This window comes from Streptomyces sp. WI03-4A, assembly GCF_033792105.1.
Lineage (GTDB): Bacteria > Actinomycetota > Actinomycetes > Streptomycetales > Streptomycetaceae > Streptomyces > Streptomyces collinus_A.
In genome coordinates this window covers 20,266-36,361 of the sequence record NZ_JARAUO010000063.1, presented here as the reverse complement: position 1 = coordinate 36,361, position 16,096 = coordinate 20,266, and the positions used below count along the sequence as shown (strand labels likewise).

Annotated in this window: 13 protein-coding genes and 1 pseudogene; 8 read left to right on the top strand and 6 right to left on the bottom strand. The window is 73.0% G+C overall.

Annotated elements, in window-relative coordinates; all coding sequences use genetic code 11:
• Window positions 1–102: 102 nt before the first annotated feature.
• Window positions 103–714, bottom strand: coding sequence for a TetR/AcrR family transcriptional regulator (locus tag PV343_RS37745; protein WP_319151588.1), 612 nt, complete (start codon window positions 712–714; stop codon window positions 103–105).
• Between the two features lie 79 nt (window positions 715–793).
• Here PV343_RS37745 and PV343_RS37740 point away from each other — a divergent pair, with 79 nt between their 5' ends.
• On the top strand, window positions 794–1,615 hold the full coding sequence (locus tag PV343_RS37740; protein ID WP_319151587.1) for an NAD(P)H-binding protein: 822 nt from the start codon (window positions 794–796) through the stop codon (window positions 1,613–1,615).
• Window positions 1,616–1,663: 48 nt separating this feature from the next.
• Here PV343_RS37740 and PV343_RS37735 read toward each other — a convergent pair whose 3' ends face one another.
• Window positions 1,664–4,126 (bottom strand): SpoIIE family protein phosphatase, encoded by a 2,463-nt coding sequence (locus PV343_RS37735; RefSeq protein ID WP_319151586.1) that lies wholly within the window; start codon window positions 4,124–4,126, stop codon window positions 1,664–1,666.
• A 195-nt stretch (window positions 4,127–4,321) separates the two neighbouring features.
• On the opposite strand from PV343_RS37735, the gene PV343_RS37730 reads away from it, so the two are divergent.
• Both PV343_RS37730 and PV343_RS37725 read left to right on the top strand, forming a co-directional pair.
• Window positions 4,322–6,388, top strand: a complete 2,067-nt coding sequence (locus PV343_RS37730; RefSeq protein WP_319151585.1) for a SpoIIE family protein phosphatase — start codon at window positions 4,322–4,324, stop codon at window positions 6,386–6,388.
• Between the two features lie 91 nt (window positions 6,389–6,479).
• Window positions 6,480–7,958 (top strand): glutamate--cysteine ligase, encoded by a 1,479-nt coding sequence (locus PV343_RS37725; protein WP_319151584.1) that lies wholly within the window; start codon window positions 6,480–6,482, stop codon window positions 7,956–7,958.
• 14 nt (window positions 7,959–7,972) lie between these two features.
• On the opposite strand, the gene PV343_RS37720 is transcribed toward PV343_RS37725, so the two are convergent.
• The 3 genes from PV343_RS37720 to PV343_RS37710 form a co-directional block, all read right to left on the bottom strand.
• Window positions 7,973–8,785 (bottom strand): family 16 glycosylhydrolase, encoded by an 813-nt coding sequence (locus PV343_RS37720; protein ID WP_319151583.1) that lies wholly within the window; start codon window positions 8,783–8,785, stop codon window positions 7,973–7,975.
• A gap of 99 nt (window positions 8,786–8,884) precedes the next feature.
• Complete coding sequence (locus tag PV343_RS37715; RefSeq protein WP_319151582.1) at window positions 8,885–9,652, bottom strand: hypothetical protein; 768 nt, start codon at window positions 9,650–9,652, stop codon at window positions 8,885–8,887.
• A 39-nt stretch (window positions 9,653–9,691) separates the two neighbouring features.
• Window positions 9,692–10,417, bottom strand: a complete 726-nt coding sequence (locus tag PV343_RS37710; RefSeq protein ID WP_387951808.1) for a FadR/GntR family transcriptional regulator — start codon at window positions 10,415–10,417, stop codon at window positions 9,692–9,694.
• A 125-nt stretch (window positions 10,418–10,542) separates the two neighbouring features.
• Here PV343_RS37710 and PV343_RS37705 point away from each other — a divergent pair, with 125 nt between their 5' ends.
• The 5 genes from PV343_RS37705 (at window position 10,543) to PV343_RS37685 (ending at window position 15,671) form a co-directional block, all read left to right on the top strand.
• The gene (locus PV343_RS37705) at window positions 10,543–11,574 is read left to right on the top strand and encodes an ABC transporter ATP-binding protein (RefSeq protein ID WP_319151580.1); all 1,032 of its coding nucleotides are present in this window, start codon (window positions 10,543–10,545) and stop codon (window positions 11,572–11,574) included.
• A 93-nt stretch (window positions 11,575–11,667) separates the two neighbouring features.
• Entirely contained in the window at window positions 11,668–12,861 is a 1,194-nt protein-coding gene (locus PV343_RS37700; RefSeq protein ID WP_319151579.1) for an ABC transporter substrate-binding protein, read from the top strand.
• Between the two features lie 3 nt (window positions 12,862–12,864).
• Entirely contained in the window at window positions 12,865–13,758 is an 894-nt protein-coding gene (locus PV343_RS37695) for an ABC transporter permease (RefSeq protein WP_319151578.1), read from the top strand.
• 12 nt (window positions 13,759–13,770) lie between these two features.
• Window positions 13,771–14,586, top strand: coding sequence for an ABC transporter permease (locus PV343_RS37690; protein WP_319151577.1), 816 nt, complete (start codon window positions 13,771–13,773; stop codon window positions 14,584–14,586).
• Between the two features lie 209 nt (window positions 14,587–14,795).
• Window positions 14,796–15,671 (top strand): DMT family transporter, encoded by an 876-nt coding sequence (locus PV343_RS37685; protein WP_319151576.1) that lies wholly within the window; start codon window positions 14,796–14,798, stop codon window positions 15,669–15,671.
• Between the two features lie 185 nt (window positions 15,672–15,856).
• Here the strand turns inward: PV343_RS37685 and PV343_RS37680 are convergent.
• Window positions 15,857–16,093: pseudogene (locus PV343_RS37680) on the bottom strand (amidohydrolase); the annotation flags it as partial.
• Between the last annotated feature and the right edge of the window lie 3 nt (window positions 16,094–16,096).

Below are 16,096 nucleotides of genomic sequence, written 5' to 3'. Positions count from 1 at the left end.
CCGCGGTTCCGCGCGGCGGCCGGGAGCGGCGCCGGCCCCGCGGCACCCCGAGCCGGCGGCAGCCTCCCCGCTGCCGGCCGGGGTCGGCCGCGCCCCGTGTGGTCAGGGGCGTGCGAGGCCGTCGATCCAGGACGTGAGGCGTTCGCCCTGCGCGTTCATGATCGACGGGTCGCGCAGGGTGTGGGTGAGGACCGACATGCCCTGGTAGGCGGCGACCAGTTCGACGGCGAGGGCGCGGGCGTCGGGCCGGCCCAGCTCGTCGAACTGGCCCGCGACCCAGTCGATCAGGGCCCGCATGACCTCGGCGACCGCCAGGTCCGGGCCGTCGTCGCGCTTGTCCAGCTCGGTGGCGAGGGTACCGAAGGGGCAGCCGAAGCGCGCCGCCGTCGCGCGCTCCTCGACCCAGCCGGCGACCAGGGCCTTCAGCCGGTCGGCCGGGCCGGGCAGCGCCTCCAGGCGGCCGGTGAGCGCGTCGAGCCGGTCGCGGTGTGCGCGCACGGCCGCCTCGACGAGCTGGTCCTTGGTCTTGAAGTAGTAGTACACGTTCCCGACGGGCACCTCCGCGACGCGGGCGATGTCCGCGAGGGTCGTCTTCTCCACGCCCTGCTCGTGGAAGACCCGCACCGCCGCCTCGACCAGGCGTTCCCGCTTGCCGCCCCGCTGGGCCCGGCCGGGGGCGGCCGCTCGCACCGTACCTGCTTCTGAGTCAGTCACCTGACTGAGCATAGACATCGCCTCCGGGAGCGCCTACCGTAGCGGCTTAGTCAGTCAACTAACTCACAAGGGAGACCTCATGATCGTGGTGACGGGCGGGACGGGGAACGTCGGACGGGCGCTGGTGTCACGGCTCGCCGCAGCGGGCGAGGCGGTCACCGCCGTCGCCCGGCACATCACCCCCGAGGACGTCCCGCCGGGCGTACGGACGATCGCCGCCGACCTCGGCCGGCCGGCTGAGCTCGCTCCCGCGCTGGACGGCGCGACGGCACTGTTCCTGCTGGTGGCGGGGGACGATCCGGACGGCATCCTGGAGCAGGCCGCCGCTGCCGGGGTCCGCAAGGTGGTCCTGCTGTCCTCACAGGCGGTGGGCACCCGCCCGCGCAGCTACGCGCACGCCGCCGGGTTCGAGGCGGCCGTGGCCCGGTCGGGCCTGCGCTTCGCCGTGCTGCGCTCCGGCGGGATGGCCTCCAACGCGCTCGCCTGGGCCGAACCCGTGCGGCGGCACCGCACCGCCGCCGCGCCCTTCGCCGACGTGGCGCTGCCCTTCGTCGACCCGGACGACGTCGCGGAGGTCGCCGCCGCCGTACTGCGCCAGGACGGGCACGACGGCCTGACGTACACGCTGACGGGTCCCGAAGCCACCACGCCCCGGCAGCGGGCCACCGCCCTGGCGGACGCCCTCGGCGAGCCGGTGACCTTCGTGGAGCAGACCCGCGAGGAGGCCCGCGCTCAGCTCGCGCGGTTCATGCCGGACGCCGTGGTCGAGGGGACCCTCGCCGTCCTCGGCGAACCGACCGCCGAGGAGCGGACGGCCACCGACGACATCCGGCGCGTCCTCGGCCGGCCGGCGGCCCCGTTCGCGGCCTGGGCGGCGCGCAACGCGTCGGCCTTCCGCTGACCGGGAAGCGGCAGCGGCCGCCGCGGGCGATGGGGCCCGGCACGGCGCTCACGGGATGTCCTGCTCGGCCCAGATGACCTTGCCCTCCCCCGTGTACCGCACGCCCCAGCGGTGGGTGAGCCGGGCCACCAGGAAGAGTCCGCGGCCGCCCTCGTCCGTGCTGCGGGCGTGCCGCAACCGGGGCGCCGTACTGCTGCCGTCGGCGACCTCGCAGGTCAGGCGCGCGTCCCGGAGCAGCCGGAGCCGGATGGGCGGTGCGGCGTAGCGGACCGCGTTGGTGACGAGCTCGCTGACGATGAGCTCCGTCGTCATGGCCAGTTCGTCCAGCCCCCAGGCCGCCACCTGGCGTGTCGCCTCGGCCCTGACCCGTCCGACGGCGGCCGGGTCGGCGGGCACCTCCCACGAAGCGTCCCGGTCCGCGTCGAGGACGTGGGTACGGGCCAGCAGCAGGGCGATGTCGTCGGGCCGCGGCGCGGGCACCAGCCGCCGCACCGCCGAGGTGCACAACGCGTCCAGGTCGGTCCCGGCCCCGGCCAGCGCCTCGCCGAGCCGGGCCATACCGGACTCCACGTCGTGGTCGGCGCCTTCGATGAGCCCGTTGGTGTAGAGCCCGAGCACGCTGTTCTCGGCCAGTTCGATCTCGGTGGCCTCGAAGGCCATGCCGCCGAGCCCGAGCGGCGGCCCGGCCGGGATCTCCGGGAACCAGGCGGTTCCGCCGGGCGCGACGACGACGGGCGGCGGGTGCCCGGCCCGGGCCATGGCACACCGCCGGGTGGCGGGGTCGTAGACGGCGTAGAGGCAGGTCGCGCCGATGAAGGTCGCGGTGCTCCTGGTGGCCGCGTCCCGGCCGGCCTCCTCGTCGCTCAGCCGGAGCACCAGATCGTCCAGGTGCGCGAGCAGTTCGTCGGGGGGCAGCTCCATTTCGGCGAGGGTCTGCACCGCCGTCCGCAGCCGCCCCATGCTCGCGGCCGCGGTGATGCCGTGGCCCACCACGTCGCCGACGACGAGTCCCACCCGTGCGCCGGACAGCGGGATGACGTCGAACCAGTCGCCGCCGACCCCGTCGGCCGGGTCCGCCGGGAGGTAGGCGGAGGCGACCTCGACGGCGGTCCCGCCGGTGAGGGCGTGCGGCAGCAGACTGCGCTGCAGGGTGACCGCCGCGGTGTGTTCCCGGGCGTAGCGGCGGGCGTTGTCGACGCACACCGCGGCGCGTGCCACCAGTTCACGGGCGAGCAGCACGTCGTCGGAGCCGAACGGGACGGGGTTGAGCGAGCGGGCGAAGGTGGTGACGCCGAGCGTGGTGTTGCGGGCCCGCATCGGGACGGAGATCAGCGAGTGCAGGCCGAACTCGCGGACGCGGGCGGCCCGTTCCGGCTGTTCGGCCAGCCACCGGGAGTCGGCGGGGTCGAGCAGCGGCACGAGGACGGGCTCGCCGCCGAGCAGGCGGTGGACGTCCCTGGGCGGCGGCAGGAAGTCCACCTCGTCGCCGATCCGTGCCACCGCCTCGGGACAGCCCTCCCGCACCGACTGCAGCCCCGCGCGGCGCATCGCCGGCCATGCCGGCGCCGGTCCGGCGTCGGTCAGCCAGGCTCCGTGGCCCTCGCTGCTGAACACCGGTTCCAGCAGGTCGACGATGACGAAGTCGGCGAGGCGGGGCACCGAGAAGTCGGCGAGTTCCTGTGCGGTGCGCAGCACGTCGAGGCTTCTGCCGATGGCGGTGCCCGCCTCGTTGACGAGCGACAGCAGCCGGCGGACGGTCCAGCGCTCGGTGATGTCGGTGACCATGTAGCAGATGCCGGTGACGGCGCCGTCGCCGTCCACCAGGGGGAAGAAGGACGTGGAGTAGGCGTGCCTGCGGTGCGGGTCGGCCCAGCTCCAGCCGATGTACTCGTAGTCGGTGACCGGGGTCCGGGTCGCCAGCACCTTGCGCATCAGCTCCTCGAGGGTCTCCGGCTCCAGCCCCGGGAGCAGTTCGCCGAGCCGGTGCCCGAGCCGCTCCTCCCGGGGCACACCGCCGAACCGTTCCAGCGTGTCGTTCAGCCAGACGTAGCGCAGGTCGAGGTCCATGACCGCCATGCCCACCGGTGACCTGGTGAGGAAGCCGTCGAGGACCCACTGGTCCACCGTCCACTGCGGGCGCCGCTCACGCGCGGAGACGAGGAAGCACTCCCGGCCGCCGACGGCGAAGGCCGGCGAGACCCGCAGGTCGATCTCCAGGCGGCGGCCCTCCCGGTGCCGTACGGCGATCTGGCCGCTCCATCCCGTTCCGGCCCGGCACCGCCGCGCCACGGCGGCGGCACGGGCCGGGTCGTGGGGGACGCCCTCGAGGCGGCCGGCCGGGCGGCCGACGACCTCTTCCGCGGGACGGCCGAGCAGCGCCTCGGCACCCGGGGTCCAGCCGATCACGACGCCGTCCGCCGAGATGACCGCGGCCGCGTCGGTGGAGGCGTCGAGGAGCGCACGCGTCTGCCCCGGGGTGGACGTGTGCAGGCCCTTGCGCGCAGGTTCCATCGCGTTCCGTCCTCCCTCTCCCCCATGGTCCCGCCAGTCCGGCCGGCGCGCACGGTCCGTCCCTGCGGTTGGGGCGGGAGCCGCGCCGGATGCAGCATGGAGGTACGAGAAGACGGGGGACCAGCGGTCACCCGGGCTCCGGCAGGCGGCCGTACCGGCACGGACGGCCGGGCGGCCGGTGGAGGTGGAACTGGCATGACAGTGGACTCCCTGCCCGCGGGTGACGACGAACACAGCCAGGAGCCGCCCCGGCCGACCGGCCTGCTGGACGTACTGAGCGTGGCCGCCGTGGCGCTGGACACCGACGGGCGCATCGTCTTCTGGACCCCGCAGGCCGAGGAACTCTTCGGGTACACCGCGGAGGACGTCCTCGGGAAGTACGCGGCGCAGATGCTGATCCGCCCCGAGCACCTGCAGGCCGTGGTCAGCCTGTTCACGGAGGTGCTGGAGACCGGCCGCGGCTGGGCGGGCGCCTTCCCGGTCCTGCACAAGGACGGCAGCAGCCGGCTCACGGAGTTCCGGACCATGCGGCTGCTGGACGACGTGGGGGACGTCTACGCCCTGGGCATCGCGGCCGACCACTCCCGGCTCCAGCGCGTCGAGACCGACCTGGCGCTGTGCGAGCGGCTGATCAACCAGTCCCCGATCGGGCTGGCCCTGCTGGACCCGGACCTGCGCTACCTGCTGGTCAACCCGGCCCTGGAGCGGATCGACGGCATCCCAGCCGAGGAGCACATCGGAAAGCCGCTCGCGGAGGCCGTGCCGTTCCTCGACGTCAACACCGTGGAGTCCGCGCTGCGTCAGGTGCTCACCACCGGCACCCCGCTGCTCGACCAGTACCACGTGGGCCGTCCGCCGGTCGACCCGGACCACGAGCACGCCTGGTCGCTGTCCCTGTACCGACTGGAGGACCCGGGCGGCCGGGTGCTCGGCGCGGCCGCGTCGCTGGTGGACGTCACCGAGCGGCACCACGCGGCCGCCGAGGCGGACCGGGCGCGGCGCCGGCTGGCGCTGATCGCCGACGCCTCCACCCGCGTCGGCACCTCGCTGGAGGTGGAGCAGACCGCCCGCGAACTCGCCGACATCTGCGCGCCGGTGCTCGCGGACGTCGTCGCCGTCGACGTCCTCGACTACGCACTGGCCTTCCGCCGCGTCCGCCGCCCGGAGAACGGTCCCGAGCTGTTCCGCGCCCTCGCCCTCAAAGCCGCCCACCCCACGGTGGCGCTGCGCGCCGCCGATCCGCCCGGGGACCTCGCGGCCTACGACGGCGACCGGCTGGTCACCCTGTGCGTGCACACCGGCCGCCCGGTCCTGGTGCGTCACGTCGGCGCCCGGGACCTGCCGCGCATCGCGCGGGACGCCGAGGCGGGTGCGCTGCTGGCCCGGGCCGGTGTGCACTCGTACCTGGCGGTGCCGCTGATCGCGCACGGCGAGGTGCTCGGCGCCCTCGACCTCAAACGCACCCGCAATCCGCTGCCCTTCGACGAGGACGACGTCGTGCTGGCCGGCGAACTGGCCGGCCGGGCCGCCGTGGCCATCGACAACGCGCGCTGGTTCCAGAGCGTGCGCAACACCTCGCTCACCCTGCAGCGCAGCCTGCTGCCCGACCACTCACCGCACCACACCGGCCTCGAACTGGCCTCCCGCTACCAGCCGGCCCAGGCCACCAGCGAGGTCGGGGGCGACTGGTACGACGTGATCCCGCTGGCGGGCGACAAGACCGCCCTGGTGGTGGGCGACGTCATGGGCAACGGCATCGACGCCGCGGCCACCATGGGCCGGCTGCGCACGGCGACGTGCGCGTACGCGGACCTGGACCTGGAACCCGCCGCGGTGCTCCAGCACCTGGACAAGATCACCTGCGATCTGGAGCACTACATCGTCACCTGCCTCTACGCGGTCTTCGACCCGCACACCGGACGGTGCACCATCGCCAACGCCGGGCACATGCCGCCCGCGCTCGCGCGCCCGGGCCGGCCGGCCACGTTCCTGGATTTGCCCGCCGGGGCACCGCTCGGGGTCGGCGGCATCGCGTTCGAGGCCACCACGACCGAACTGGTCGCCGACGACCTGCTGGTCCTGTACACCGACGGGCTGGTGGAGACGCGGCAGCACCCCATCGACGACCGGCTCGCGGTGCTGCTCGGCTTCCTGGACGAGCCCGCCCGGCCGCTGGAGCAGACGTGCGACCTCCTGCTGTACGGGCTGCGCCATCCCGACGACCACGACGACGTGGCGCTGCTCGTCGCCCGGGCCCTGTGACGCCGGGCCGTGCCCAGCCGCGTGGTGGGGGCCGCCCGTCGGTGCGACGCTGGGGGGAGAGTGTCCCAGGGAGCGGAACCCAGGAGGGCCGATGGGACGGGACGTCCCGGCGCTCGTCTTCACCCGCGAGGACCGCCGCCGGTACCGGATCAAGATGCAGGAGTGCCTCGACGCCTTCGCGCAGATGCTGCGCGAGTCGCGGTTCGAGGCCGAGCGACCCACGGTCGGTCTGGAGATAGAGCTGAACCTGGTCGACGACGACGCCGAGCCGGAGATGCGCAACACCGACGTGCTCCAGGCGATCGCCGACCCCGCCTGGTCCACCGAACTGGGCCGGTTCAACCTGGAGATCAACGTGCCGCCCCGCGCGCTGACGGAGGGCGGCCCCTACGCCTGGGAGTCCGAGATACGCGCGGCGCTGAACCACGCGGACGAGCGGGCCAGGTCGGTGGACGCGCGGCTGGTCATGGTGGGCATCCTGCCCACCCTGCGTCAGGCGGACATCGGGGAGGGGACGTTGTCCGAGAACCCCCGTTACCGGCTGCTCAACGACCAGGTCTTCGCGGCGCGCGGCGAGGACCTGCGGATCGAGGTGGACGGCACCGACCGGCTGCGGACGTACGCGGACACGATCACCCCGGAAGCCGCGTGCACCAGCACGCAGTTCCATCTCCAGGTGTCCCCGGACAACTTCGCCGCCTACTGGAACGCGGCGCAGGCCATCGCGGGGGTGCAGGTCGGGCTGTCGGCCAACTCGCCGTTCCTGTTCGGCAAGGAGCTGTGGCACGAGACCCGCATCCCGCTGTTCGAGCAGGCGACCGACACCCGCTCGGAGGAGATCAAGGTGCAGGGGGTGCGGCCCCGGGTGTGGTTCGGGGAGCGCTGGATCAACAGCGTCTTCGACCTGTTCGAGGAGAACCTGCGTTACTTCCCGGCCCTGCTGCCCCTGTGCGACGAGCAGGACCCCCGGGAGACCCTGGACCGCGGGGACGTGCCCGAGCTGTCCGAACTGACCCTGCACAACGGGACGATCTACCGCTGGAACCGGCCGGTCTACGCCATCGCCCACGACAAGCCGCACGTCCGGGTGGAGAACCGGGTGCTGCCCGCCGGGCCGACCGTCGCGGACACCCTCGCCAACGGCGCCTTCTACTACGGGCTCACCCGTGCCCTGGTGGAGGAGGACCGTCCGGTGTGGTCGCGGATGTCGTTCGCCGCGGCCGAGGAGAACCTGCACACGGCGGCCCGGCACGGCATGGAGGCGCGGCTGTACTGGCCCGGGATGGGCGAGGTGCCGGTGCCCGAACTGGTGCTGCGGCGGCTGCTGCCGCTCGCGCACCGGGGTCTCGAGCACTCCGGCATGGACGCGGCGTGGCGGGAGCCGCTGCTCGGCATCATCGAGCAGCGCTGTGTCGTCGCCCGCAACGGGGCGGTGTGGCAGAAGGAGATGTTCCACCGCATCGAGGCCACCAGTCACGCCGGCCGCCACGAGTCGCTGCGGCGGATGACGCAGCTCTACATCGACTACATGCACCTCAACGCCCCCGTGCACACCTGGCCGGTGGACTGACCGGGACGCTCGGGTCAGACCGGCCGCTGCTGGTCCGGCCGCCGCTCGTCCTCGCGCGCGCCCGTTCCGTCGCCCGTGTCTGTGGCCGTACCGACGGCCGTCCCGGTGGCGGGCCGCTTGGCGCCGGAGGGGCGGCGTACGACGAGGTCGCGCACCTCGTAGGACATCTCGGTCGTCTGCGCGGTGGGGCGGGGATGGTAACGCCCCGCGCTCACCGAGAGGTTGACGATGAGATGGGCCCGCCAGTCGCGGCCGACGCCCCGGCTGTCGGCGAAGGCCCGCACGCCGTTCACCCACCAGACCACGGATCGGACGCCGAACTCGGTGCGCAGGTCGACCCAGGCTCCGGGGCGTACGGCGGTGTCCTGGTAGTAGTCGCCGGCGCCGCGCACGTGATTGGTGAACTCCAGCAGGTCAGGGTTGTCGGGGTGGTACTCGAAGACGTCGATCTCCTGGCCGCCGTCCCGCCAGGTCCAGATGGCCGGCCAGGCACCGATCTGCCGGGGCAGCCGCACCCGGACCTGAAGGACGTCCCCGGAGCGGACCATGAAGCCCTGCCGGCTCCCCTCCGTGGTCAGCAGTCCCGTGTTCCACCTCCCGTCGGGCCGCCGCCTGGCCCGGAAGACACCGGAGCGGCTGTAGTCGGCGTCGGGCACGAGATGATCCAGTTTGTCGTCGCCCGGGTTCTCCGGGCCGCCGTCGGGATACGCCCACGAACGGCCGGCGACCCACTGGGCCGACGACGCGAAGTCCGCGGTGAACACCACGTCGGAGCCGGAGGGCGAGCGCGGAGCCGGGAGCGGGTCGCCCGGCGGAGGAATGTGCATGACCGATGTCTCACCGGCAGGGCCGCGGCCATGCGTCCGCGGGCGAACATGGCCGCGGGAACGACCCGTGTGAGTGAACCGGCCCCCGGGCGCGGCCGGTCAGCCCTCGGCGAGCACCAGGACGAGCGGGATGCCGTGGCACGGCACCAGGCGCATGCCGTCGTGGACGGCGGGCCTCCCCTCGGCGAGCACTTCGCCGAAGTCCGGGCCCCGGGTGAGGGAGCCGGCCAGGTGCGCGGGGTCGGCGGAGGCGGCGACCCGGCCGCGGGCGTTCACCAGCCGGGCGGGCCGGGACAGGCTCCGCAGCAGCGGCAGGACGGCCGCCTCGAAGTGCCGCAGGTACACGTCGGCCGCGGCCACACCGGCGAACCGCCCCTGGATCCAGACCGGTTCGGACAGCGTGAGGCTGTACTCGTCGGAGCAGAGGTAGTCGACGTACGGTCCGGCCACGGCCCGGTGCCCGGTGTCCCGGGGCAGCGCGAACCAGTCCCAGTGCGTGTAGTCGGAGTACGCGGACTGGCCGGGGTCGAGGTCGAGGAGGAGCGGGCGTACCTCGCCGTCGGCGCCGGACTGCCACCACTCCAGCCAGGCGGGCACGTCGGTGAGCAGGCCGGGGGCGGCCACGAAGCCGGCGCCGGATACCAGTTCCTCACGGGTGAGGCGCAGGTGCAGGCCGGGGCGCAGGGCGGCGAGGTCGGCGCTGGCGGGCCGGCGGCCGGCGGCGGTCACCCGCTCGAGGAGGGCGGTCGTGTCCGCGCGGGTGGCGGCGACCGCGTGGAAGACCGCTTCCAGCGCGCCCCCCACCTGTGCGGCCACCCATGGCTCCGCTTCCGTGTCGGCGGTGGCGAGCCCGGAGCTGACGCCCATGGTGTCCTCCAGCGGACGGGAACCTGGACGCGGCGCGGATCAGAGGGTCAGGCGTACGGCGACGAGCCGCGCCGTCGACTCCCTGACGCACCGCTCGGCCAGCGTGCCGGCCGTTTCGTGGGCCCCATCTTGCACGGCCGAGATCACGGCGCGGTGACGTTCCGCAACTTCTTCACGACATGCGTCGTCGGCGAGGACGAGGCACAGCAGTGGGCCCACCTCGCTCTGCAGGGCGACCTGTTCGCGGGTGAGGCGAGCGGACTGGGCGGCGGCGGCGAGTTCGACGTGGAACCGGCCGTACAGCCGGCTGCGGCCCGGCGCGTCCCCGGCCGCCGCCAGTTCCTCGGCGGTGCGGCGGAGTTGGCGCAGGTCCCCCGGTTCGGTGCGCTGGGCGGCGAGGCGTGCGGCGGCGCCGGAGAGAGCGGCCCAGTGGTCGCCGAGGTCGCGCAGTTCCTCGGTGCTCCAGCCCCGCAGCCGGGCCCTGAGCCGGTCGTCGGCGGGGGCCTCGGGCAGGGAGACGAAACTGCCCCCACCGCGGCCCCGGCGGGTGGTGACCAGGCCCCGCTGCCGCAGCGCCATGAGCGCCTCGCGCAGGGTGACCGTGGAGACCCCGAGCTGTCCGGCCAGCTCGCTCTCGCCGGGGAGTTGCTCGCCCTCGGCCAGGAGGCCCAGTTCGATGGCGTCGCCGATACGGCGGACGACCGCGTCCACGCGGGCCCGGTTGTCCACCGGGCTGAAGACGGCCCTGCGCGCGCCGCCCTCCATCTCGTTCTGCCTCACGGCCACCACCTCGTGCGTTGACTCAAGCTTTACCCTAAGGGACCCTTGAGCTTTGAACTATGACTTCATATGTTTAAGTTCAACGTTCAGCGCGCCAGAAAGGTTCCCGCATGGAGGGAATTGCGATCCGGCTGCAGGATCTGCGGAAGTCGTTCGGAGAGACGAACGCCGTGGCGGGAGTCGACCTCGAGATCCGGGACGGCGAGTTCTTCTCGATGCTCGGCCCGTCCGGCTCCGGGAAGACCACGGTCCTGCGGCTCATAGCCGGTTTCGAGACGCCCACCGCGGGCCGGATCGAACTCGCCGGACAGGAGGTCACCGGGCTGGCCCCGTTCGAACGCGACGTGCACACGGTCTTCCAGGACTACGCCCTGTTCCCGCACATGACGCTGGAGCAGAACGTCGCCTACGGGCTCAAGGTGCGCAAGGTGCCCAAGGCCGAGCGTCTGGTGCGGGCCCGCAAGGCACTCGCCGAGGTGCGGCTGGAGGGCTACGGCCAGCGCCGCCCGGCCCAGCTCTCCGGCGGGCAGCGCCAGCGCGTGGCCCTCGCCCGCGCCCTGGTCGGCCGACCCCGTGTCCTGCTGCTCGACGAGCCCCTCGGCGCCCTCGACCTGAAGCTGCGCGAACAGATGCAGGTCGAACTCAAGGCGCTCCAGCGGGACGTGGGCATCACCTTCGTCTTCGTCACCCACGACCAGGAAGAGGCCCTGACGATGAGCGACCGGATCGCCGTCTTCGACCAGGGCCGCATCGCCCAGGTCGGCACGCCCGCCGAGATCTACGAACGTCCGGCCACGTCCTTCGTCGCCTCCTTCGTCGGCACCTCCAACCTGCTCGACGGCGAGGCGGCGCACCGCCTCGTCGGCACGCCGGGCACGTACAACATCCGCCCCGAGAAGATCCGGGTGCTGAAGGAGTCCGCGGGGGCGGACGAGCCGGAGCACACGACCGCCACCGGCACCGTGGCCGAGGCCGTCTACCTCGGCGACGTCACCCGCTTCCTCGTGGACCTCGACGGCGGCGGCCGGCTCACCGCACTCCAGCAGAACCTGGAGACCTCGTCGGAGGACGTCGCCGCCTACCGCGGCGCTCGCGTCCGCCTCCGGTGGCACCGCGGCCACGCGGTCCGCATCCCGGCCTGACCGGCTCCCGCCCCCCCCGTCCCCGCAGCTCCCCCTCGCTCCCCCTCGCTTTCCCTTGCTCCCCCGACATCCCCGTCCCCCATGGAGTACGTCGTGCGTCTCACCCGAACCCTGTCGGCCGCGGCCGGCGTCGCCGCGCTGCTGCTCACCGCCGCGTGCGGCGGCTCCGGCTCCGGCGGCTCCGCCACCGGCCTCAACCCGCCCGACCTCAAGGCCCCGGCCGAACTCGGCAAGACCGAGGGCCAGGTCAACCTGGTCGCCTGGGCCGGCTACGTCGAGGACGGCTCCAACGACCCCAAGGTCAACTGGGTCGGCGACTTCGAGAAGCAGACCGGCTGCCAGGTCCACTCCAAGGTCGCCGCCAGCTCCGACGAGATGGTCAAACTGATGAAGACCGGGGAGTACGACGCCGTCTCCGCGTCCGGGGACGCCTCCCTGCGCCTGATCGCCTCCGGCGACGCCGCCCCCGTCAACACCGCCCTGGTCCCCCACTACAAGGACGTCTTCAGCGGCCTGAAGAACGGCGCCTGGAACTCGGTGAAGGGCCAGATGTACGGCATCCCGCACGGCCGGGGCGCCAACCTGCTGATGTACAACACCGAGAAGGTGAACCCGGCGCCCACCTCCTGGTCGGCGGTCTTCGACGACGCGGCGAAGTACAAGGGACACGTCACCGCGTACGACTCGCCGATCTACATCGCGGACGCCGCCCTCTACCTCAAGGCGACCCGGCCCGAACTGAAGATCAAGAACCCGTACGCGCTCGACCAGAAGCAGTTCGACGCGGCCGTCGCCCTGCTGAAGAAGCAGAACGCGGACATCGGCGAGTACTGGAGCGACTACCTCAAGGAGATCTCCGCCTTCAAGAGCGGCGACTCGGTGGTCGGCACCAGCTGGCAGGTCATCGCCAGCCTCACCGCCGGCGAGGGCGCCGAGGTCAAGGCGTTCGTGCCCAAGGAGGGCTCCACCGGCTGGTCCGACACCTGGATGGTCTCGGCCAAGGCGAAGCACCCCAACTGCGCCTACAAGTGGCTCGACTGGATCGTCTCCCCCAAGGTCAACGCCCAGGTCGCCGAGTACTTCGGCGAGGCCCCGGCCAACTCCAAGGCGTGCGCCATGACCAGCGACAAGAACTTCTGCGACACCTACCACGCGGCCGACGAGGGCTACTGGAAGAACATCGCTTTCTGGAACACGCCCATCGAGCAGTGCCTCGACGGACGCACGGGCGTCCGCTGCGTGCCGTACGCGAAGTGGGTGCAGGCCTGGACCGAGATCAAGGGCTGAGCCGTGACGACCGACACGCCGACCGCCGCCGGACGGGGCACCGTCCGGCGGCTCGCCGGAGCCCTGCACACCAGGCCACGGCTCCGCCTGACCCTGCTGCTCACCGCCCCGCTGCTCTGGCTGGCGGTCCTCTACCTCGGATCCCTGACGGTCCTGTTCGTCTCGGCGTTCTGGACGACGAACTCCTTCACCTCCGAGGTGGTGAAGGTCTGGTCGACCGACAACTTCCACACGCTGTTCAGCACGCCGGTCTTCCGCCAGGTGATCCTGCGCAGCGTCGGGGTGGCGCTCGCGGTGACCGTCCTGTGCGCCGTGATCGCCTTCCCGGTCGCCTTCTACACCGCCCGGGTGGCCCGGCCCCAGTGGCGCCCGCTGCTCGTGGTGGCCATCCTCACCCCGCTGTGGGCGAGCTACCTGGTGAAGGTGTACGCCTGGCGGCTCATCCTCTCCGAGGGCGGGCTCGCCGACTGGATGCTCGCGCCCTTCGGGCTGAGTGGTCCCGGCTTCGGTCTGCCGGCCACCGTGCTGACCCTGACCTACCTGTGGCTGCCGTACATGATCCTGCCGATCCACACGGCGCTCGAACAGCTCCCGGCTGACCTGCTGGACGCCTCCGCCGACCTCGGCGCGCGGGCCGGCCGCACCTTCCGCTCGGTGGTGCTCCCCATGGTGCTGCCCTCGGTCGCCGCCGGTTCCGTGTTCACCTTCTCGCTCAGCCTCGGCGACTACATCACCGTGCAGATCGTCGGTGGCAAGACCCAGCTCATCGGGAACCTCGTGTACTCCAACATCGAACTCAACCTGCCCATGGCGGCCGCGCTCGGCACCGTCCCCGTCGTCGTGATCGTGCTGTACCTGCTGGCGATCCGCCGCACGGGCGCCCTGAACAGCCTGTAGGAGAGGAGCGACATGCATCTCGGCCGCACCGCGCGCACCGCTCTGCGCATCGGCGCCGCACTCGGCTTCGCGGTGATCTACGTCCCGCTCCTGCTGGTGCTCGTCAACTCCCTCAACCCGGACCGCAGCGCGAGCTGGCCGCCGCCCGGGCTCACCCTGCACTGGTGGTCGGTGGCCGCGGACAACTCCGGCGCGCGCGACGCCGTGTGGGTGTCCGTGAAGGCGGGCCTGGGCGCCACCGCCATCGCCCTGGTGCTCGGCACGCTCATCGCGTTCGCCGTGGCCCGGCACCGGTTCCTGGGACGCGACACCGTGTCCTTCGTCGTGGTGTTGCCGATCGCGCTGCCCGGCATCGTCACGGGCATCGCCCTCAACTCGGCCTTCGGCACCGTGCTGCGGCCGCTCGGGGTGGGGCTCGGACTGTTCACCGTGATCGTCGGCCACGCCACCTTCTGCATCGTGGTGGTCTTCAACAACGTGGTGGCCCGGCTGCGCCGTACGTCCGGCTCGTACGAGGAGGCGGCGATGGACCTCGGCGCGACCACCTTCCGCGCCTTCGTGGACGTCACCTTCCCGCTGCTGCGCTCCGCGCTGCTGGCCGGCGGGCTGCTCGCCTTCGCCCTGTCCTTCGACGAGATCGTGGTCACGACCTTCACCGCGGGACCCGGGATCCAGACCCTGCCCATCTGGATCTTCGACAACATGACCCGTCCGCAGCAGGCACCGGTGGTGAACGTGGTGGCCGCCGTCCTCGTCCTGCTGTCGGTGGTCCCGATCTACCTGGCCCAGCGCCTGTCCGCGGACACGGCTACGTCCAGCCGGGTGTGAGGGGGGCCTCCGGCGGGGCGTGAGGGGGACGCCCGGCAGGTGCGAGCCGGGGCGCGTGCCGGTCGGTGGCCGCCGTGGCGGGTGTGCGCCGATCCGGGGCCCGGAGGCGCGGCGCGGCGGTGCCGTGGGGCAGGCGGACGTGGCCTTTCGTAGGCTGAGGGGACCCGAAGCTCCTCCGGGAGGTGGGCCCGCAGGCGGGAGAGGGTCTCGTGATCGAACTGGCCGCGGCATTCGCCGTCGCGGGAGCGGCGAGCAACGCCGTCGGCACCGCGTTCCAGCGCAAGGCGGCCTCCACCACCCGCGGCGCGGGAGTGCGGATCCTCGCGGAACTGGCACGCCGGCCGGCCTGGCTGGTGGGCATGGCCGGCGTGATCGGCGCCGCGGTGTTTCAGAGCCTGGCGCTCGTCAACGGGCCGCTCGCGCTGGTCCAGCCCCTGTTCATCCTCGAACTGCCGTTCGCCCTGCTGGTGGCCGGCCCGCTGATGCACCGCCGGATGCCCGGCTGGGGCTGGTGGGGGGTCGGCGGGGTGGTGGCGGGACTGGCCGCGCTGCTGGCGTCGGCCGCGCCGCGCGGCGCCACCGACCAGGCGCCGCTCGTGCGGTGGATCCCGGTCCTGGCGGTGTGCGTGGGAGCGATGGCCGTGCTGATCCTGTCGGCCGGGCGCGGCCGCCCGCCCGCGCGCCGCGCCGCGCTGCTCGCCGCGGCCGCGGCCACCGGCAACGCCCTGACCGCGGCAATGCTGAAGTCCGCCACGGGGACCTTCGCGGACGACGGCTTCACGGCGTTCCTGCGGTCCTGGCAGACGTACGGCTTCGCGCTGGCCGGCGCGGCCGCCGTGATCCTGCTGGAGAACTCGTTGCAGGCGGGTCCGCTGGTGGCGTCGCAGCCCGCGCTGACGATCGGCGACGCGATGGTGAGTCTGGCCCTGGGCGTGATCCTGTTCGGCGAACGCGTCCGCACGGGCTGGTGGCTGGTGCCCGAGGCCCTGGGGGCCGTGCTGATCGTCATCGGCGTGTTCGTGCTCAGCCGGGCCGTGCAACGCATCAGGGAACCGTCACCGGCGGCCGGGTCCGGCGACCACTGAATCGGGGGAGCCGGCAAGGGGCGGCTCGCCCCGGTCGTCGGTCAGGCCGGCCGACGACCGTGCCCTCACGCGCAGAACCGGGCGGCGAACTCCGCGGTCACCGTCGGACACTCCTCCGCCTCCCCGTCCGTCAGGCCCACCCACAGATGGTCACCACCGGGCACCGGCACGCCCGCAGCCCGGCCCCCGAGGCAGACGCCGTGGGTGTTGGTCTCCAGGACCACACCGTCAGCGCCGAGTACGTCGAGGGCGTACGCCGGCTCGGCGAGGGCGGCGTCCACGTCCGGGAGCGGGAGTGAGGCGAACAGGCCGAAGCTGCCGGGGCGGGCGCGTACGACGGCGGCGCCGTCCTCGTCGACCCCACGGGCCGGGGCGCGGGCCGCCGCCGGGTCGCCGAAGTGGACGCCGGGCGAGGACACGGAGGC

Excerpts from the sequence above, each read along its gene's own strand:
- PV343_RS37740 (WP_319151587.1), top strand. The coding sequence starts at position 794 with ATGATCGTGGTGACGGGCGGGACGGGGAACGTCGGACGGGCGCTGGTG.
- PV343_RS37735 (WP_319151586.1), bottom strand. The coding sequence starts at position 4,126 with ATGGAACCTGCGCGCAAGGGCCTGCACACGTCCACCCCGGGGCAGACG.
- PV343_RS37730 (WP_319151585.1), top strand. The coding sequence starts at position 4,322 with ATGACAGTGGACTCCCTGCCCGCGGGTGACGACGAACACAGCCAGGAG.
- PV343_RS37725 (WP_319151584.1), top strand. The coding sequence starts at position 6,480 with ATGGGACGGGACGTCCCGGCGCTCGTCTTCACCCGCGAGGACCGCCGC.
- PV343_RS37720 (WP_319151583.1), bottom strand. The coding sequence starts at position 8,785 with ATGCACATTCCTCCGCCGGGCGACCCGCTCCCGGCTCCGCGCTCGCCC.
- PV343_RS37715 (WP_319151582.1), bottom strand. The coding sequence starts at position 9,652 with ATGGGCGTCAGCTCCGGGCTCGCCACCGCCGACACGGAAGCGGAGCCA.
- PV343_RS37710 (WP_387951808.1), bottom strand. The coding sequence starts at position 10,417 with ATGGAGGGCGGCGCGCGCAGGGCCGTCTTCAGCCCGGTGGACAACCGG.
- PV343_RS37705 (WP_319151580.1), top strand. The coding sequence starts at position 10,543 with ATGGAGGGAATTGCGATCCGGCTGCAGGATCTGCGGAAGTCGTTCGGA.
- PV343_RS37690 (WP_319151577.1), top strand. The coding sequence starts at position 13,771 with ATGCATCTCGGCCGCACCGCGCGCACCGCTCTGCGCATCGGCGCCGCA.